Annotated in this window: 14 protein-coding genes; 6 read left to right on the top strand and 8 right to left on the bottom strand. The window is 68.9% G+C overall.

From position 1 onward, the window contains the following. Positions 1–78 precede the first annotated feature (78 nt). Positions 79–2,175 (top strand): catalase, encoded by a 2,097-nt coding sequence (locus OCL97_RS19950; RefSeq protein WP_377371482.1) that lies wholly within the window; start codon positions 79–81, stop codon positions 2,173–2,175. Positions 2,176–2,235: 60 nt separating this feature from the next. Here the strand turns inward: OCL97_RS19950 and OCL97_RS19945 are convergent, their stop codons facing one another. The 3 genes from OCL97_RS19945 to OCL97_RS19935 form a co-directional block, all read right to left on the bottom strand. Then, positions 2,236–3,360, bottom strand: coding sequence for a serine hydrolase domain-containing protein (locus OCL97_RS19945; protein ID WP_377371481.1), 1,125 nt, complete (start codon positions 3,358–3,360; stop codon positions 2,236–2,238). 102 nt (positions 3,361–3,462) lie between these two features. Next, positions 3,463–4,179, bottom strand: coding sequence for an RlmE family RNA methyltransferase (locus OCL97_RS19940; protein WP_304781546.1), 717 nt, complete (start codon positions 4,177–4,179; stop codon positions 3,463–3,465). Then, positions 4,176–5,300: a Ppx/GppA phosphatase family protein gene (locus OCL97_RS19935; RefSeq protein ID WP_377371480.1), complete on the bottom strand. Its 1,125-nt coding sequence runs from the start codon at positions 5,298–5,300 to the stop codon at positions 4,176–4,178. Before OCL97_RS19935 ends, OCL97_RS19940 begins: the two co-directional genes overlap by 4 nt. Positions 5,301–5,528: 228 nt before the next feature. Between OCL97_RS19935 and hspQ the strand changes: the two genes are divergently transcribed. Both hspQ and phhA read left to right on the top strand, forming a co-directional pair. Further along, positions 5,529–5,915, top strand: coding sequence for a heat shock protein HspQ (gene hspQ, locus OCL97_RS19930; protein ID WP_304781552.1), 387 nt, complete (start codon positions 5,529–5,531; stop codon positions 5,913–5,915). Between the two features lie 167 nt (positions 5,916–6,082). Next, positions 6,083–6,931, top strand: a complete 849-nt coding sequence (phhA, locus tag OCL97_RS19925) for a phenylalanine 4-monooxygenase (RefSeq protein WP_377371479.1) — start codon at positions 6,083–6,085, stop codon at positions 6,929–6,931. Between the two features lie 24 nt (positions 6,932–6,955). Here the strand turns inward: phhA and OCL97_RS19920 are convergent, their stop codons facing one another. From OCL97_RS19920 to OCL97_RS19910, 3 genes are read right to left on the bottom strand one after another with little or no spacing between them, the layout of a single operon-like run. After that, positions 6,956–7,327 (bottom strand): hypothetical protein, encoded by a 372-nt coding sequence (locus tag OCL97_RS19920; RefSeq protein ID WP_377371478.1) that lies wholly within the window; start codon positions 7,325–7,327, stop codon positions 6,956–6,958. Continuing rightward, entirely contained in the window at positions 7,327–11,508 is a 4,182-nt protein-coding gene (locus OCL97_RS19915; protein WP_377371477.1) for a translocation/assembly module TamB domain-containing protein, read from the bottom strand. The genes OCL97_RS19920 and OCL97_RS19915 overlap by 1 nt, the downstream gene beginning before the upstream one ends. After that, positions 11,505–13,289 (bottom strand): autotransporter assembly complex protein TamA, encoded by a 1,785-nt coding sequence (locus OCL97_RS19910; protein ID WP_370868449.1) that lies wholly within the window; start codon positions 13,287–13,289, stop codon positions 11,505–11,507. The genes OCL97_RS19915 and OCL97_RS19910 overlap by 4 nt, the downstream gene beginning before the upstream one ends. Positions 13,290–13,589: 300 nt before the next feature. On the opposite strand from OCL97_RS19910, the gene OCL97_RS19905 reads away from it, so the two are divergent. Genes OCL97_RS19905 through OCL97_RS19895 form a run of 3 tightly spaced genes read left to right on the top strand, consistent with a single transcriptional unit; the run spans position 13,590 to position 16,917 of the window. Next, on the top strand, positions 13,590–15,002 hold the full coding sequence (locus OCL97_RS19905) for a circularly permuted type 2 ATP-grasp protein (protein ID WP_377371483.1): 1,413 nt from the start codon (positions 13,590–13,592) through the stop codon (positions 15,000–15,002). Next, positions 14,999–15,940, top strand: coding sequence for an alpha-E domain-containing protein (locus OCL97_RS19900; protein WP_377371476.1), 942 nt, complete (start codon positions 14,999–15,001; stop codon positions 15,938–15,940). Before OCL97_RS19905 ends, OCL97_RS19900 begins: the two co-directional genes overlap by 4 nt. Next, complete coding sequence (locus OCL97_RS19895) at positions 15,940–16,917, top strand: transglutaminase family protein (RefSeq protein ID WP_377371475.1); 978 nt, start codon at positions 15,940–15,942, stop codon at positions 16,915–16,917. Before OCL97_RS19900 ends, OCL97_RS19895 begins: the two co-directional genes overlap by 1 nt. A 3-nt stretch (positions 16,918–16,920) precedes the next feature. Here OCL97_RS19895 and OCL97_RS19890 read toward each other — a convergent pair whose 3' ends face one another. Continuing rightward, complete coding sequence (locus tag OCL97_RS19890) at positions 16,921–17,046, bottom strand: hypothetical protein (RefSeq protein WP_304781568.1); 126 nt, start codon at positions 17,044–17,046, stop codon at positions 16,921–16,923. Positions 17,047–17,101: 55 nt separating this feature from the next. Next, positions 17,102–18,136: a sulfate/molybdate ABC transporter ATP-binding protein gene (locus tag OCL97_RS19885; protein ID WP_377371474.1), complete on the bottom strand. Its 1,035-nt coding sequence runs from the start codon at positions 18,134–18,136 to the stop codon at positions 17,102–17,104. Between the last annotated feature and the right edge of the window lie 3 nt (positions 18,137–18,139).

Raw genomic sequence — 18,139 nt, 5'->3', positions numbered from 1 at the left:
TCCTCCAGCAGAGAGGATGAATCAGATCAGCCCTGATTTGGGAATCCCGATTCCGTCAAAACGCGGCCCGCTCTAGACATGACCAAGCCCAAGACCCCGCCCGCCGGCGCCGCGACCTCGCACATCGGGGCCGGCGGCGAACTGCACCAGACCGCCAGCGCGCCCGAGGCGCGGATGACCACCAATTTCGGCGTGCCGATCAGCGACCACCAGAATTCGCTGAAGGCCGGCGCGCGGGGGCCCAGCCTGCTGGAGGACTTCGTCCTGCGGGAGAAGATCCAGCACTTCGACCATGAGCGCATTCCAGAGCGGATCGTCCATGCCCGCGGCTCGGCGGCGCACGGGTTCTTCGAGCTGACGGAGTCGCTGGAAAAGTACACCCGCGCCAAGATCCTCACCGAGGTCGGCGTGAAGACCGAGCTGTTCGCCCGCTTCTCCACCGTGGCCGGCGGCGCGGGCAGCGTCGATACGCCCCGCGACGTCCGCGGCTTCGCTGTGAAGTTCTACACCAAGGAGGGCAACTGGGACCTGGTGGGTAACAACATCCCGGTGTTCTTCATCCAGGACGCCATGAAGTTCCCCGACCTGGTGCACGCGGTGAAGATGGAGGCCGACCGCGGCTATCCGCAGGCCGCCAGCGCCCACGACACCTTCTGGGACTTCATCGGGCTGATGCCCGAGAGCATGCACATGATCATGTGGGCGATGTCGGACCGGACCATTCCGCGCAGCTTGCGGATGATGGAGGGCTTCGGCGTCAACACCTTCCGGCTGCTGAACGACAAGGATGAGGCCACCTTTGTGAAGTTCCACTGGCGGCCGAAGCTGGGGACCCAGTCCACCTGCTGGGACGAGGCGGTGAAGATCGCCGGCGCCGATCCGGACTACCACCGCCGCGACCTGTTTGAGTCCATCGACAGCGGCGCCTTCCCCGAGTGGGAGTTCGGCGTGCAGTTGCTGTCTCAGGCTGAGGCCGACGCCTTGGCCTTCGACATCCTGGACGCCACCAAGCTGATCCCTGAGGAGCTGGTCCCCATCAAGGTGATCGGGCGCATGGTGCTGAACCGCAACGTCGACAACTTCTTCGCCGAGACCGAGCAGGCGGCCTTCCTGCCGACCAACATGCCGCCGGGGATCGACGCCTCGGAGGACCCGCTGCTGCAAGGACGGCTGTTCTCCTACCAGGACACCCAACTGTCGCGGCTGGGCTCGGTGAACTTCCACCAGCTGCCGATCAACCGCGCCAAGGGCTGCCCCTTCCAGAACCTGCAGCGCGACGGGCACATGCAGATGGATATCCCCGTCGGCCGGGCCAATTACGAGCCCAACAGCCTGGGCCTTGTGGGCGAACCGGGCGGCCCGCGCGAGGACCCCAAGGGCGGCTTCCGGACGGCCCAGGTGATGAGTGACGGGCCCAAGGTGCGGCTGCGGGCCGAGACCTTCGCCGATCACTACAGCCATGCGCGGCTGTTCTACGCCTCCCAGACCACCATCGAGCAGGCCCACATGGCCAGCGCCCTGGTGTTCGAGCTGTCCAAGTGCAGCTTCGAGCATGTGCGGCTTCGCATCCTCGGCAACCTGCAGAACATCGACACTGACCTGGCCCAGCGCGTGGCCGACGGCCTGGCCATGGGCTTGCCGGCCAAGGCCGAGGCTGCGGTGAAGCCCGTGGACATGGACGCCTCGCCGGCCCTGCGCATCGTCGGCAAGTATCCCGAGACCCTGAACGGCCGGGCGGTAGGCATCCTGGTCACCGACGGCGCCGACGGCGCGGTGATCAATGCGGTGAAGAAGGCGGCGCTGGCTGAAGGGGCCAGCGTCAAGATCATCGCCCCCAAGGTGGGCGGCGTGACGCTGAAGGACGGCAAGATGCTGCCGGCCGACGGTCAGCTGGCCGGGACCCCCTCGGTGCTGTTCGACGCCGTGGCCCTGGTGCTGTCGGAGGCCGGCTGCGCCGAGTTGCTGAAGGAGAGCGCGGCGACGGACTTCGTGTCCAACGCCTTCGTCCACCTGAAGGCCATCGGCTTCACATCCGAGGCCCAGCCGCTGCTGGACAAGGCCAATGTCGAGCCGGACGCCGGGATCGTGGACCTGGCGGCAGGCGCCGACGGCTTCATCCCGCCGGCCCGCACCCGCCAGTGGGACCGCGAGCCGAAGGTGCGCATGCTGGCGTAGGGATATTGAGCGCGGCCCTTCATCGCCCTTCTCCCCTTGCGGGAGAAGGGCGCCTTCCCCCTACCCCATCGCCGCCATCAGGCTGAAGGCGCGCATGTCGCCGGTGGTGGTGGGGGCCATCTTGTTCATGGCGTAGGCGACGGTGGTCCGCGCATCCATGTCGATGATGATCAACGAGCCGCCATAGCCGCCCCAGTAGATGCTGTTGGGATTACGCATGGGGACCGTGGCGCTGGGCAGGCCGAAGCCCATGCCGAAGCGGGCCGGGCCGCCCAGGATCAGGTCGGTCCCCTCCACCTGCAGTTCGAGAGCCTTGCGGCAGCCGGCCTCGGAGAGAATCCGTTTGCCCTTGGCGACGCCGCCATTGGCCAGCAGCACGTGGATCTCGGCCACGGAGCGAGCGTTGCCCGTACCGCCGGCGGCGGGGATCTCCGCGCCGCGCCAGGCCCGGGTCCGGGTGGCCAGCGGGTCGATGCCGGGATTACGCGACATGTTGGCGACCAGTTCGGTCTGCTCGCCGTCGGCGATGCCGCCCCCGGCGGGCGGCGGGATCAGATTGGCGACGCGGGCGTCCTCGCTGGCCGGCAGACCGATGTGGAAGTCGGCGCCCAGGGGCTCGGCGATCTCCTGGCGGAACACCGTCCCCAGCGACTCGCCGGTGATGCGGCGCACGACCTCGCCCACAAGGTAGCCCTGGGTCAGGGCGTGGTAGCCGGGCTGCGTGCCGGGTTCCCAGTAAGGGGCCTGGGCGGCCAGCAGGGAGGTGGCCTTCTCCCAGTCGTAGAGATCCTCGGTGGTGATCGGCTGCTTCCAGCCCGAGAGGCCTGCGGAATGGCTCATCAGGTGGCTGACCTTGACGTCGGCCTTTCCGTTGGCCGCGAACTCCGGCCAGTACCTGGCCACCGGCGCATCGAAGTCGAGCTCGCCGCGGTCGGCCAGCAGCAGGGCCGTCAGCGCCGTCATGGTCTTGGTGGTGGAGTAGACGTTGACGATGGTGTCCTTCTGCCAGGGCCGAGTCTGCTCGGCGTCGGCCCAGCCGCCCCAGAGGTCGATCACCGTCTCGCCGTCCTGGGTGGCGCAGAACGAGGCGCCCACATCGGCGCCGGAATCGAGGTTGGCCTGGAAGGCCTCGCGGACCTTGGAATATCTGTCAGCCGTGAAGCCGCCCACCGAACCGTCAGCCATTGTCGCCTCCCCCTTTGTTGTTGGGGGAGATTAGCGGCAAATCGGGGTGAGGATCGAGCCTCTACTCCGGTCATCCCGGCCTTCGCGGGGATGACCGGAATACTATTTCCGCCCCTTGAACCCCGTCGCCACCAGATAGGTCTCGGAGCTGTCGGCGCGGCTGGCCTTGGGCTTCATGTTCTTCACCTCGGTGAAGTGGTGCTTGAGGTTGGCGATAACCAGGGAGGTCTCGCCGCCCTGGAAGGCCTTGGCGATGAAGGACCCGCCGGGCTTCAGCACGCTGATGGCGAAGTCCACGCCGATCTCGATCAGGCCCATGATCCGCAGGTGGTCGGTCTTGCGGTGGCCGACGGTGTTGGGGGCCATGTCCGACAGCACCACGTCCGGCGGTCCGCCCAGCATCTCGATCAGCAGCGGACCGCAGGCGGGATCGGTGAAGTCCATCTCGATGATCTGGGCCGGCGAGATGGGATCGACCGGCAGCAGGTCGACGCCCACGACATTGGTGACGCCGCGCTCGACCGCAACCTGGGTCCAGCCGCCGGGCGCCGCCCCCAGGTCGATGACCCGGATCCCGGGCTTCAGCAGGTGCAGCCGATCGTCGATCTCGGTCAGCTTGTAGGCCGCGCGGCTGCGATAGCCGTGGGCCCGGGCCTTGGCGGCGAAGGGGTCGTTGACCTGGCGCGACAGCCAGGCCTGGGAGGACGGGGTCCGCATCTTGGCGGTCTTCAGGCGCGCGGGCTTGCCGCGTCCCTCTTCGGTGCCGCCCATGGGCGGCTTGACCATGCGCTTGCGGGCCGGGGGGAGTTCGTCGGTCATTCGGCGGCCTGGGCCAGGGGTTTGCCGCGACGGCCGCGGCGGCGCTTGCGGCGGCGGCCGCCGCCGGTCTCGGACATCAGGGACATCAGTATGCCCTCGCGCAGGCCGCGGTCGGCGACCCGCACCCGGGTGCAAGGCCAGAGTTCCTGCACGGCCTGGAGGATGGCGGCGCCGGCCAAGACCAGGTCGGAGCGGTCGGGGCCGATGCAGGGCTGGTCGGCGCGCTGCTGGGCGGTGAGGTTCAACAGCAGGTTGGCGGCCCCCTCGCACTCGTCACGGGTCATCCAGATGCCGTCGACGCGGGATCGATCATAGCGCGGCAGGCGCAGGTGCATGCCGGCCAGGCTGGTGATGGCGCCCGAGGTGCCGATCAGGTGGGCGCGATCCTCATCGAAGATCGGCCTCATGGGGTCGGCGTGACGGAAGGCGGCGAGGTCGAGCTTCACCCGGTCGACCATGGCGCGGAACCAGGCCTCCGTGGCGGTCTCGCCCTCCGGGAATTGCTCGGCCAGGGTGACGACACCGATGGGGATGGAGAGCCAGGCCTTGATGGGCAGTTTCGAGGCCGCGAAGGTGCTGAGCTCACCGCCCAGGCCCTCGCCCTTGAGGTCCACCCAGGAGAGTTCGGTGGAGCCGCCGCCCACGTCCACCACCAGGGCGGCGTCGGCGGTGGTGTCCAGCAGGTTCAGGCAACCGGCGACGGAGAGCTGGGCCTCTTCGCGGGGGGCGATGATCTGCAGCCGCATGCCGGTCTCCTCGAAGACCCGGTCGATGAATTCCTGGCCGTTCTCAGCCATGCGGCAGGCCTGGGTGGCGATGGCCTTGAGCTTGACGACCCTCCGGCGGCGGACCTTTTCAGCGCTGACCTTCAAGGCGGCCATGGCGCGTTCCATGGCGACCTCCGACAGGCGGCCGCTCTGGGTGAGCCCCTCCCCCAGCCGCACGATGCGCGAATAGGCCTCCACCACCCGGAAGCTCTTGCCGGACGGGGTGGCGATCAAGAGCCTGCAATTGTTGGTGCCGAGGTCGAGGGCGCCGTAGCAGGGCGCGTCATTGGCAGACCTGTCCCGGCCATGCCTCACGGCGTCGGGCGCGGGCGCGCTTCCAGCAGGATCGCTCATTCAGGCGCCCGGCAAGCGCTTACAAAATGAGGGCGAAACACGCATCGCGTGTTTCTGCGCGCCTCAGACATGGACCAACCTTAGGGCCTTCGCAGTCGCCGGTACGGGCGCCTCGTTTCAAGGCGACTGTAGCAAGACCATTCGCCTGCCGGAAGGCGCGCTCTTGAACACGGACGCGTGAGCGCTACGTTCACCTCCCAGTTAGGTACGACGGTGTAGATTCTGTTCATGGACGCTCGACTCGAAAAGCCAAACGCTGGCCACCTGCCCAACCCCGCGGCGATCGCGGATATCCGGCTGGCCAAGTTCGCCATCGGCGATGTCGTCAAGCACCGCGTGTTCGCGTTCCGGGGCGTGATTTTTGACGTCGACCCCACCTTCGCCAATACCGAGGAGTGGTGGCTATCGATCCCGGAGCACATCCGGCCGCGCAAGGACCAGCCGTTCTACCACCTGCTGGCCGAGAACGATGACAACTCCTATGTCGCCTACGTCTCCGAGCAGAACCTGCTGCCCGACGAGAGCGGGGAACCCGTGGGCCACCCGCAGGCGCCCCTCATTTTCGAGAGCTTCAACGAAGGCCACTACACCCTGCGGCCGCGGATCAGCCACTAGCCGGCGAACGGGCCTGCTCGCCGCCCCCTTCCCCCGCCATGTGGGGGACGCCGGGAAGGCAATCCCCACCTCCCTGACCTGCTTCCGCGCAAGGTTTTCGCGAGCGGCCTCCGAAAAGCCGCGCAGTTCGAACGGAACTTCCGGACGATTGGCCCCATTCTGCCGGAATGAGCGCTGACGGATTCACCCCGCCTCCGGGCGCGCGGCCCGACTGGACCATCGACCAGGACTGGGCGGCCTATACGCCGACTGAGCACCAGGTCTGGATGACCCTCTATGAGCGCCAGTCCAGGCTGTTGCCCGGACGAGCCTGCGACGCCTTCCTGCACGGGCTCGACGCCCTGGACCTGCATCGCGGCGGCATTCCCGACTTCGCGCGGATCAACGAGGAGCTGGACCGCCTGACCGGCTGGAGCGTGGTGGCGGTCCCGGGGCTGGTCCCCGACGAGGTGTTCTTCGAGCACCTGGCCAATCGGCGGTTTCCGGCGGGCCAATTCATCCGCAAGCCCGAGCAGCTGGACTACCTGCAGGAGCCGGACATCTTCCACGACGTCTTCGGCCATGTCCCAATGCTGACCGATCCCACCTTCGCTGACTATATGCAGGCCTATGGCGCGGGGGGTCTGAAGGCGATGGACCGGGGCCAGCTGCACAACCTGGCGCGGCTCTACTGGTACACGGTCGAGTTCGGCCTGCTGGAGACACCGGACGGCCTGCGGATCTATGGCGCGGGCATCGTCTCGTCCCACGCAGAGTCGATCTTCGCCCTGGACGACCCCTCCCCCAACCGGCTGGGGTTTGACCTGGAGCGGGTGATGCGCACCCCTTACCGGATCGACGACTTCCAGCAGGTCTATTTCGTGGTCCCGTCCCTGCAGGCCCTGCTCGACGCCACGCTGCAGGACTTCGGGGCGCTCTATGAGCGGCTCGCGAGGTCGGGGGATATTCCAATCGCGGCGGTGGCGCCTGGCGACCAGGTGTTCACGCGCGGCACCCAGGCCTACGCGGCCAGATAACTTCCCCTCGGCGGCGGGAAGGAGTCAGTTGTCGCCCGCTCCCATCAGCAGCTTCAGGCCCCGGTCCACCTCGGCCCGCTGCTCTGGCGTGAAGAGCTGGTAGCGCCGGGCCTTGCTGCTGGCCGCGGCTTCGATCCGATCCTCGGTCACGTAGATGATCTGACCCTGATAGGCGCCCGTGACGGGCGCGCCGTGCCTGAGGTGCAGGCCCTCGAGCTGGATGGCGCAGGCCTGGAGGTTGGGCACGCTGTTGGACATGGGCCGGAAGTCCTGGGCGCCGTTCATCGCCGGGGCGAGGCGCCAGCAGACGCCGGTGTGGGTCGGCGGCTTCAGCGGCGTGTCGCAGGCGGCCAGCGCCAGCAACCCCGCGGTCCCGATCAACACGGTCCGCAGCATCAGTAGTCCTTGCGCCATCGCACGGCGAGCTTGCCGTCCCCCTGGCTGGCTAGCTTGGAGATGATGGACAGGTTCTTGCGCACGCGCCACTCGACTTGAGCCGAGGGTCCCTCGCGACCGCCACCCGTCAATTCCAGATAAACGTCTTCCGTCAGATACTTGCCGCCGGAAATTGTCATACCGCTTTCGTCGCCGCCGCCCACCGCCAGACGGTCGAGGCCGGCGAAGTTGCGCAGGTTGCCGATGACGTCGAAGCCGCCACCGCCGGCCAGAGAGGACAGGGCCGAAGCCAGCTGAGCGGCTTCGAGAGGCGACAGCTGCGAGGCCGAGCGGCCGAACAGGACATTGGACAGCACCTCGTCATTGGGCAGGGTCGGGGTCGAGTTCAGGGTGATCTCCGGCTTGGCCGCCGTGCCCCGGATGCTGACCACGGCGGTCAGGGAGGGGTCGTCGCGGGTGGCCGAGAGGCTGAGGCGGATATCCCGAGTGGAGGTGGCCAGATAGACCACGCCACGCTGGTCGAACTCGAACCGCTTGCCGGCGAAGTCGTACTCACCGCGCACTACGCGGGCGACGCCGGAGAGCACCGGGCGGTTGGTGTTTCCGCCGACATGGGCGTCCAGGGACAGCTCCACGTCCAGGCCGCGGCCTCGCAGATAGATCCGGCGAGGCGCGGTCAGGGTGACATCGAGGTTCACCCCCAGGCCCTGCCGCGCCACGGCCTGCTGCGCGACCCCGAGGTCCATGGGCTTGTTGACCTCGATGACGTCCATGGCCACCACGCCCGACGGGGTCGGCGTGCGGGCCGAGATATCGGCCCGCTCCACCAGCAGCTTGCCCGCCAGCCGGACCTTGCCGGCGACGTCCCGGTCCAGGGTGACCTGACCGCTGGCCGAGGCGGTGGCCTGATCATTGTCGATGAGCCGGAAAGCGGTGAGATTGAGCTTGAAGGTGCTGACCCCATCCTGGCTGATCCGCCCCGAGCCGGTGGCCGAGCCGCCATGGCCGTCGGCGCCGGTGGCGCGGGAGACGTTGATCACATTGTCGGTGAGGGTCGCGCGCACGATCACCTCGCGCAGCACCAGGCCGGTGGCCCCGTCGGAGAAGCGGCCGTCGTCCACTGAGGCCTCGCCGCGCGTCTTGATGTCGGCCAGGGTTCCGCCCAGGGTCCCCTCCAGCCGCACCCGGCCCGCCAGTTCGCGTTCGCCGCCCACCAGCAGGTCCCACAGGGGCTTGACCTCGCCGTCGGCGAACACCCGGCCCTGTATCGGCTTCTGGCGATTGAGGGCCACGCGGAAGGGCGCGGCCGAGGCCTCGGCCGGGAGGACCAGGTTGGCGGTGGCCTTGAGACCTCCGGTGTTGGAGAGGTCGGCGTCGATGACCATGCTGCTGTCGGCCAGGCGCGCCGTGAGCACGCCGTCGAGGCCCTGGGAGACGTCGGAGCCCTTGGCGCGGGCGTCCTCCAGCCTGGCGGCCAGGGTCCCGTCGAGGCGGGCGCCCTTGCCGGCCAGGTTCAGCTCGGCGTCGACCTTGCCGGTGAGGTCCTCGTTGAACAGGCCCAGGCCCAGCTGGCGCAGTTGGGCGCGGACCTGGGCGGTGTCGCCGGCTAGCCGCCCGTCCAGGTCGATCTCGCCGCCGTCGGACGCCGCCAGGCGCAGGCGCGCGCTGCGCTCGGGACCGCCGACCTTGAAGACGGCGGTGTCCAGGGTTCGCAGGTCCCGGCGGCCGTAACGGCCCATGCCGTCGAAGCCGATGACGTAGCCGGGCCTGGCCTGGGTGATCACCCCCTTGCCATTGAAGGCCCAGGGGCCGTTGCTCGAGGCGCCCTTGACGTCGGCGGCATATGGCAGCCGGGCGAGCGGACCGTCTGCGGTAAGGCGGCCCGCGCTGATGGCGACCCGGGAGCCCGGCAGGACCGCGTTCTGCGCCCGCAGGTCGAGGCTGGCGCGTGGGCCGCCCGAGGCGTCGACGATCTTCACCGCCCCGGTCACCTGTCCGCCGTCGAGTAAGGCGCCCTTGGTGAGGCTGATCGCCAGGTCGGCCGACGACGGCGTGGACCGGCGCAGGGCGAGCGCGCCCGTCGCCTTCAGACCGCCGGCGTCGATGGCCAGGTCGCTGAGATCGACACCACCTTCGGGGAAGCGGAAGGCGGCCTTGGCGACGGCCGGGCCGAATTCGCTGGTGGCCGCCAGGGTCACGAGGCCGCTGGAGCCGTCGGGGCGGCGCATGAAGGTCAGCGTCATGTGCGCGGCCTTCAACGGCAGGCGCGGCACGTCCAGGGCCTCGAAGTCGGCCAGCAGGTCGGCGCGGGGCTCCCCGAGCGTGCCGGTAACGGCGCCGGAGCCGCTGGCCTTGCCGGTGATCTCCACGGGGCCGGCGCGGAAAGGGCCATCGGCGGACCAGTCCAGCTTGAACTTCAGGGCGCCGTTCTCGAGGACGCCGGCGCTGGTCGCCTTGACGGCCGCGCCGTTCAGCTCCGCGCTGGCCAGGGATATCTTGCCGTCCTGGATATTGCCCTTGGCCGAGGCGCGGGGCGAGGCGCCCAGCAGGCGGTCGAGCTCAGCATAGCCGGAGGCGAACTTCGCGCCCCGGGCGTCGGCGGTCAGGGTCCAGGGCTTGCCGGGGCCGCCTTGGGTGGCGCTCCAGGTGGCCGACGCCGAGCCCTTGGCGCCGGTCCGGGCGGCGGCGAGGTTGGAAACCTCAGCCTTGCCCTTGAAGTTGAGACCGCCGATCAGGCCGCGGCCGCCGCTGGCCTGGACCTTCAGGCCCGCGCCGGCAGCCTGCAGGTCGCGCAGGGAGAAGCGGCCGTCGGCCAGGCGCTGAGCGTCGAAACTGGCGGTGGGCCTGGCGCCAAGGATGGCGGCGAGCACGCCGGTCCCCTTCCCGCCCACGCCGCTGGCCTGGCCCTTCACCCCCAGGACGCCCGCCCTGCGGGTGAGCTGGATGGGACCGCTGACGCGGTCCAGGCCGTAGGATCCGAGCTTCAGGCGATCCACCGACAGGGTCCCGACGAAGCGCGCGTCGTCGGCGGTTCCGGTCAGGACGCCAGCGGCCCGCGCGGGGCCCATCTGCGGCCCGCCGCTGATCTTGGAGAGGCTGGCGGTGTCCAGGGTGAGCGCCAGGCCCTTTGGGCCGGTCCGGCGTTCACCGATATTGCCCCTGCCCCTGGCCACCAGGGTCAGGTTGGCCGACTGCACGCGGGCGGTGAGGTCATGCAGGCCGGGCTCGGCCCTGGCGCCGGTGATCACGAACAGGGCCTGGGGGCCCAGGCGGGCCGAGAGCTTGCGAGTCAGGGTCGAGGCGGTGAGGTCCAGGCGGCCCTTGGCCTGCCCGCCCTCTGGCGTCCAGGCGCCCTGCATCTCCAGGGGGGTGGCGGCGCCGGAGGTGACGACGGCGGTCAGCTTGCCTGCCGACATCTTGCCGTCGGCGCGGGCCTTGAGGTCGAAGGCCTGATCCACGGGGAGACCGGCCGCCCCAGCCAGCGCCCCGCCCTGGGCCTCATGGACATCGGCCACCAGCAGCAGGGGCCGGGTCTTGCCGAAGTCGAACTGCACATCCAGGTGGTCGCCGGCGTGCAGGACGCTGGCGGCGGAGACGCGGCCCTGCTGGCCCCGGCCGCGCCGCTGGACGTCGAGGCTTGCGGTGACATCGTAGACGCCGCGCCGGTAGCTGAAGGCCGGCTGCAGCTCGAGCCGGGTCTTGATGAGGTCGATGTCGAAGGAGACCGGCAGTCCGCTGGATTTCTGCTTGGGCGTCAGGGTCGGGCGGCGCAGGACGGTGACCTGCTCTGCGGTGATCGTCTCGGCGTGCAGCTTTCGGGTCAGGAGCTTGGCGTAATACCATGAAATATCGAGGTTCTTCGCCTCGAGCCAGACGCCCTTCTCGTCGGAGATTGTCAGGCGGCGCACGGAGAAATGACGCCAGACGTCGCCGGACAGGCCCTCGATCCGCAGCGACCCGAAGCGGCCGAGCTTAAGGCCGTTGGCGCGCGACTCGATCAGCATCCGGCCCTGGGGCAGCAGGACGCCGTAGCGGGTGGTGAGCAGCAGGCCCGACAGCACGAGGGCGATGACGGCGCAGATGGCCAGGATCGCCTTGGGCAGGCCGCGGCTGCGGGCGACCTCCACCACGGCGGCCTCCACCTCGTGGACCACCTCCTCGATGTCGGACGGGCCGGTCAAAAGCTCTGCCCGATGCTGAGATAGATCTGGAAGGCGGCGTCGCCCTTGCGCTTCTCCAGGGGGATGGCGATGTCGGCGCGGATGGGGCCAAAGCCGAGGTCATAGCGGACCCCGATGCCGGCCCCGACGCTGAGGTCCTTGAAGCTGGGGATCTGGTCGGAACCGACGGAGCCTGCGTCCACGAAGGCCACCACGCCCCAACGCTTGCCGATCTTCTGGCGCAGCTCCACCGAGCCCTCGAACAGGGAGAGCCCGCCTTGAGGCGTGTTGTCGGCCAGGCGTGGGCCGATGGCCTGGTAGGCGTAGCCGCGCACAGAGCCGCCGCCGCCGGAATAGAACCGGCGCGAGGCCGGAACCTCCGGCATCAGGCCGCCGATGGCCGAGCCAAGCTTGAGGCGGCCGGCCACGACGGTGCGGCCCTTCTCGTCGAAGGGGAAGTAGATCGAGCCCTGAGACTGGGCCTTCAGATAGGGCAAGGTGTCGGCGCCGACGATCAGGGTCGGCTCCAGCCGCGCCTCCACGCGCCAGCCGCGCTTGGGATCCAGGGGATCGTCGGAGCGGTCGAGGGCCATGGCGCCCAGCACCGAGGCGGTGACAAGCTTGCGGCCGAGGGACGACAGGGTGACCGCCTGCAGCTCCTGGGTTTCGCTGTAGTCCAGGGACGCCCCGACCGTGACGTGGGACGTCTTGCCGAAGCGGCGCTCGATATCGGCGCGGACGCCTACGCCGGTCTCGTCATAGGCGTCGGTGTGGACGCGATAGAGGCCGGCCTGGCCCTTCAGGGTCTGCTGAGCGCGGCGCCAGTGCGGCAGGGTCAGCTCGCCGCCCAGGCGGCTGTCCACCGTGGAGGCGCGGCCGTAGTAGGAGAGCGTGTCGGCGCGGCCCAGCACGTTGTAGCGGGTCCAGCGGGCGTCGGCCCCCACCCCCTCGCTGGTGGAATAGCTGGCGCCCAGTTCGAGGGTGCGGCGCTTGCGGTCGGAGATACTGACAATCACCGGGCGCAGGCCCTCTGCGGTCGCCTTCTCCTTGCCGGCCAGGGCGACGGTGACGCTGTCATAGACACCGGTGTCCAGCAGGCGGCGCTCCAGCTCGCCTACGTCGTCGGGGTCGTACGGCTCGCCCGCCTTCCACGGCGCCAAGCCGCGCAGCCAGGTGGGATTTGTCCGGCCCGGCGTCACCAGGTCGATGCCGTCCAGGAGCACCAGCTCGCCCGAGACGATGCGGAAGGTGGGGCGGACGCTGTGGTCGGCATGGTCGACGATCACTTGGCGGTCACCAAAGGTCACGTCGGCATAGCCGCGCTTGCGCACCGCGGCCACGATGCGGCCCTCGGCGCCCAGGACGTCGGCGGCCCTGCCGGCCTGGCCGTTGGCCAGGCCCAGCACCGCCTCGCCGGCGATCTGCACGCCCGGCGCGGGCTCCGGCGCGATCCACTCGACCTTGGGGTCCTGGATGGTGAAGCGCTGGCCGGGCGCAACCTTGACCACCGGCTGGGCGGGCTCGGTCTCGGTGACCTCGGCCTCGACGGTGTTGGCGTAATAGCCCTCCGACCGCAGAACGGCGACCGCGTCCTCGGCGGCCTCACGGGCGCGCCTACGGGCCTCGAAGCGGTTCTCGATGGGCTTGTCGGTCTCGCCCACCGCATTGGTGATGGCGTCGCGCAGGCTGTCAGACAGTTCGCCCTCGACGGCAGCCTTCGGCGCCTCTGCGTGCGCGGAGTCAGGCGTCCCTTGGACACAAAGCGCCGCTGAGGCGGCGACGGCGAAGACCAGTCGTCCCAAGGTTCAAGAATCCCTGCCGTCCCCGTCCCGGGTCTATCTCGGGTCACCTTGCCTTGTCACCCCGCTGGAGACGCGCAAGGTGCTTTCAACTTGGGCGGAAGCCTGCCCAAATAGTGGGCAGCAACTCCTGCGTCGTCCGCCGATTCCGAAAAGCCGCCCCTTTGGCCGGGGCTCTCCCTACGGTCGGAACCAAGGCGAAGCAGAAGGATTATCGCAGAGGTGGAGTGGGGCGTGGCGACGGCGAAGAGATCGGACACCAACGCCATCGAGATCTCGGACGGGGCGATCCCCTACGACGAGATGCTGACTCTCGCCGGTGAGGTGCGCAGTCACTACGTCGGCCTCGACGAACGCATCGCCACCCTGGCCTCCGAGGACATGGCAGAGCGCCAGCGGACGCTGGAGCGGTTCTTCCTGCTGCAGGGCATCACCTTCACCGTCTACGGGGCCGAGAGCTCCACCGAACGGATCATTCCCACCGACCTGCTGCCGCGCATCATTCCCGCCGGGGAATGGGCGACCATCGAGAAGGGCCTGACCCAGCGGCTGCGGGCCCTGAACATGTTCCTAGCCGACATCTACGGCGAGCAGCAGATTCTGATGGATGGGGTGGTGCCGCGCGAGCTGGTGCTGATGGCGCCGTCCTACCGTCGCGAGATGCAGAACCTCTATGTGCCGCACCAGGCCTACGCCAATGTCTGCGGCTCGGACCTGATCCGCCAGCCGGACGGCGCCTTCGCGGTGCTGGAGGACAATCTGCGGGTCCCCTCCGGCGTCTCCTACATGCTGGCCAACCGGGAGGCGTCGAAGCGGACCTTCCCCGGCACCTTCCGCGCCTCGAACGTGCGCGCCGTCGACCGCTATCCCGACCTGCTGCTCTCGACCCTCAAGGGCATGGCGGCCGACTGGCGGCCCAACCCTCAGGTCGTGGTGCTGACGCCTGGCGTCTACAACTCGGCCTATTACGAGCACGCCTATCTGGCGCGGCTGATGGGGGCGCCCCTGGTGGAGGGCCGCGACCTCGTGGTCCACGACAATATGGTCTACATGCGGACCACGACGGGCCTGCGCAGGATCGACGTGATCTACCGCCGGGTGGACGACGACTTCATCGACCCCCTCACCTTCCGCCGGGACTCCGGGCTGGGGGTGGCGGGCCTGTTCAACGCCTATCGGGCGGGCAACGTGGTGATCTGCAACGCGCCCGGCACCGGGGTCGCCGACGACAAGGCGGTCTATGCCTATGTGCCGGAGATCATCAAATACTACCTCGGCGAGGACGCCATCCTGCCCAATATCGAGACCTTCCTCTGCCGCGAACCGGCCCAGCTCAGCCACGTGCTGGCCAACCTCGACAAGCTGGTGGTCAAGGCGGTGGGCGCGTCGGGCGGCTACGGCATGCTGATCGGACCGCACGCCAGCGCCAAGGAGCGCAGCGAGTTCGCCGACGCCCTGCGCGCTGACCCGTGCAACTACATCGCCCAGCCCACTATCCAGCTGTCCACAGCGCCCTGCCTGATCGACGGCGAGATCGACCCGCGCCACGTCGACCTGCGTCCCTTCATCCTGTCGGGCGAGAAGATCACCGTGACCCCCGGAGCCCTGACCCGCGTGGCCCTGAAGAAGGGCTCGCTGGTGGTGAATTCCAGCCAGGGCGGCGGTTCCAAGGACACCTGGATCCTGGCCGCCGACGCCGAGGAAGCCCAGTCATGATGCTCGCCCGGGTCGCCGACAGCCTCTACTGGATGGGCCGCTACGTGGAACGCGCCGAGCACATGTGCCGACTGTCGGACGTGATGCTCAACGCCACCCTCGACCGCAGCGACGCCGCGACCCAGGTCGCCCGCATCGTGCTCGCCGCCGTGGGCGACAACGATCCGGCCAAGGCCAATTCGCCCTATGACGCGGCCCGCGCCCTGGCGCTGGATCGCGAGGATGGCGGGTCGATCACCACCTCCCTGTCCCGCGCCCGCGAAAACGCCCGCCAGGTGCGCGACCAGATCACCAGCGAGACCTGGGAGCGGCTGAACCTGATCTATCTGCGGGTCACCGGGCCGGGGGCGGCCAAGGCCTTCAACGACGGCTCCTCGGCCTTCCTGCACGACATCATCGCCGACCTGCACCTCTTCAAGGGCGCGGCGGACGCCACCATGAGCCACGGCGAGGGCTGGCGATTCCTGTTGCTGGGGGTCCATCTCGAACGTGCGCAGCTGATCGGCCGCCTGCTGGAGGTGTTCTTCGGCGACGCCCGCAAGCGCCCGATAACCGACCACTTCGCGCTCACCAGCCTGCTGCGGATGAGCTGCGCGCTGGAGCCCTATCTGCGCCGCTACACCGCCGACGTCCGGCCCGAGCTGATCCTGGAATTCCTCATGTTCGACGAGGACTTCCCGAGGTCCATCCGGTTCTCCACGGCCCGGATCGAAGAGCACCTCTCGGCCGCCAGCCGCTATGTGGACGCCGGCCACGCCGGGCCTGAGCGCCTCGCCGGCCGCCTGAAGGCGCGCCTGCAGTACGCCGATGTCGAAAACATCGAACTCGGCGGCGCGGGCGCCCTGCTCACCACCGTGCTGGACGAATGCGAAGCGATCCACACGGCGATCTACGACACCTTCGTCGCCTATTCCCTCGAGATGCGGTTGCCGGCCTGATGCTTTTGGAAGTCCGCCACGTCACCCAATACCACTACGCCGCCAATGTGCGCGAAAGCGTCATGGAGCTGTGGATGCAGCCCCACAAGGGCGCGCGCCAGCGGCTGGTCAGCTTTGAGCTGGAGCTGGATCCGCCGGCCCAGCTGTTCTCCTATGCCGACGCCTTCGGCAACGCGGTCTACCATTTCGACGTGCCGCAGCCGCACGATCGGCTGAACATCCTGGCGCGCTCGGCCGTGGAGACCCAGCCGACCGCGGCGCTGCCCGACGCCCTGGACCTGGGAGAATGGGACCGGCTGAAGAGCGACTTCGTCCGTGGAGAGAACTTCGACTTCCTGCACCATCACGGCTTTGCGGTGGAGTCACAGGCGCTCAGCGCCTTCGTGAGGGACTCCGGCATCGACCAGCTCAGGGTGCGCGATCCGCTCAGCGCCCTGCGCGAGCTGTCGGCCATCATCTACCGGTCCTTCGCCTATGAGCCCGGCGTCACCGACGCCGAGAGCCCCATCGACCTGGCCCTGAACGCCAAGCGCGGGGTCTGCCAGGACTTCGCCCACATCATGATCGCCATCTGCCGGTCCTGGGGCATCCCCGCCCGCTACGTTTCCGGCTACCTGTTCACCGACCGCAAGGGGGGCGACCGCTCTGACCCCGACGCCACCCACGCCTGGGTGGAGGTCTTCCTACCCAGCCTGCGCTGGGTGGGCCTGGACCCCACCAACAATGTGGAGGCCGGCGAGCGCCACATCGCCGCCGCCGTGGGCCGCGACTACAACGACGTCCCGCCGTCGCGAGGCGTCTACAAGGGCGAGGCGGAGAGCCAGCTGGCGGTGGGCGTGTCGGTGCGCCGCGCCAAGGCGGCCCTGACCGAACCCGAGTTCATCCGGGTGGCCCAGCCGTCCTTCAACCGCGGCGGACGCCGGCGGGGGCCGCCCGGCTCCCTGAAGTACGACCAGCAGCAACAACAGCAGCAGTAGCGGCTAGATCAGGCGGAACAGGGTCAATCCGAGCAGGAAGGCGCCCACCGCCACGAAGCCGACCTCCACCAGCACCGCCCGCTGGGGCGAGGTCCGCAGGGTCATCAGGAAGTGGAGAAGATCATCCATGCGCGGCATAACGCCGCCAATTCATGAATCTCTCGTTAAAGTTGAAGCAGAGCCGTTACGCGCTGAAGATGTACGCCTTCTGGGCGGTCAGGCCGAGCTTGTCGCCGTGCCTCAGACCCTCGGCGGAGTTGCGTTCGAACGCCGCCTCGATGCGTTGACCGCCAGGCGTCCTGCCCTCGATCCTGGCCACCGGTCCCTGCACGTTTATGCGATCGGTGGTGATGAAGAAAGCCTCCTCGCCGGCCGGAGCGCGGATAAGGTCGTGGGGACGAACGAAGGCCACGGCGGCGCCGTCGGCGGCGCCCTGGCCCGGGAGGGCGATCTCCCCCCCGATGAACCGCCCGCCCTTGACCAAACCCTCCAGGCGATTGGCCTCGCCGACGAAGCCCGCCACGAAGGCGCCGGCCGGATGGTCATGGACCTGCTGCGGCGTGCCCACCTGCTCGATGACGCCGTGGTTGAGGATCGCCACGCGGTCGGCCAGTTCCAGAGCCTCTTCCTGGTCGTGGGTGACGAAAATGGTGGTGACGCCGGTGGCGTCGTGGATGCGCCGCAGTTCCCGGCGCAGGGACTTGCGCACCGTGGCGTCCAGGGCGCCGAAGGGCTCGTCCAGCAGCAGGACGCTGGGGTTGACCGCGAGCGCCCGGGCGAGCGCGACCCGCTGGCGCTGGCCGCCAGACAGCTGGGCCGGATAGCGCTTGCCCAGGCCCGGCAGCTCCACCAGGGCCAGCAGTTCCTCGACCCGCTTGTCGATCTCGGCCTTCGGAGGCTTGGCCGCGCCCTTTCGGACGTCCAGGCCGAAGGCGATGTTCTTGGCCAGCGTCATATGGCGGAACAGGGCGTACTGCTGGAAGACGAACCCCACCTGGCGCGCGGCCGCGCTGGCATAGGTCATGTCCCGGTCGTCGAACAGGATCTGCCCCTTCTCGGGGAACTCCAGCCCCGCGATGGCGCGCAGCAGGGTGGTCTTGCCTGAGCCGGAGGGCCCCAGCAGAGCCAGCAGTTCGCCATCGGCGATCTCCAGGCTCACCCCGTTCAGGGCCGGGTAGCGGCCGAAGGTCTTCTCCACCGAGCGGATGGAAATGGTCATGGG

Origin of the sequence: Phenylobacterium ferrooxidans (assembly GCF_042714595.1) — a bacterium.
In the GTDB taxonomy this organism is placed as follows: Bacteria; Pseudomonadota; Alphaproteobacteria; order Caulobacterales; family Caulobacteraceae; genus Phenylobacterium; species Phenylobacterium ferrooxidans.
The sequence above is the reverse complement of the archived record's forward strand: the minus strand, read 5'-3'. Positions and strand labels throughout refer to the sequence as shown.

Coding starts and splice junctions, on each gene's coding strand:
- OCL97_RS19950 (WP_377371482.1), top strand. CDS start 79: ATGACCAAGCCCAAGACCCCGCCCGCCGGCGCCGCGACCTCGCACATC.
- OCL97_RS19945 (WP_377371481.1), bottom strand. CDS start 3,360: ATGGCTGACGGTTCGGTGGGCGGCTTCACGGCTGACAGATATTCCAAG.
- OCL97_RS19940 (WP_304781546.1), bottom strand. CDS start 4,179: ATGACCGACGAACTCCCCCCGGCCCGCAAGCGCATGGTCAAGCCGCCC.
- OCL97_RS19935 (WP_377371480.1), bottom strand. CDS start 5,300: ATGAGCGATCCTGCTGGAAGCGCGCCCGCGCCCGACGCCGTGAGGCAT.
- hspQ (WP_304781552.1), top strand. CDS start 5,529: ATGGACGCTCGACTCGAAAAGCCAAACGCTGGCCACCTGCCCAACCCC.
- phhA (WP_377371479.1), top strand. CDS start 6,083: ATGAGCGCTGACGGATTCACCCCGCCTCCGGGCGCGCGGCCCGACTGG.
- OCL97_RS19920 (WP_377371478.1), bottom strand. CDS start 7,327: ATGCTGCGGACCGTGTTGATCGGGACCGCGGGGTTGCTGGCGCTGGCC.
- OCL97_RS19905 (WP_377371483.1), top strand. CDS start 13,590: ATGCTGACTCTCGCCGGTGAGGTGCGCAGTCACTACGTCGGCCTCGAC.
- OCL97_RS19900 (WP_377371476.1), top strand. CDS start 14,999: ATGATGCTCGCCCGGGTCGCCGACAGCCTCTACTGGATGGGCCGCTAC.
- OCL97_RS19895 (WP_377371475.1), top strand. CDS start 15,940: ATGCTTTTGGAAGTCCGCCACGTCACCCAATACCACTACGCCGCCAAT.
- OCL97_RS19890 (WP_304781568.1), bottom strand. CDS start 17,046: ATGGATGATCTTCTCCACTTCCTGATGACCCTGCGGACCTCGCCCCAG.
- OCL97_RS19885 (WP_377371474.1), bottom strand. CDS start 18,136: ATGACCATTTCCATCCGCTCGGTGGAGAAGACCTTCGGCCGCTACCCG.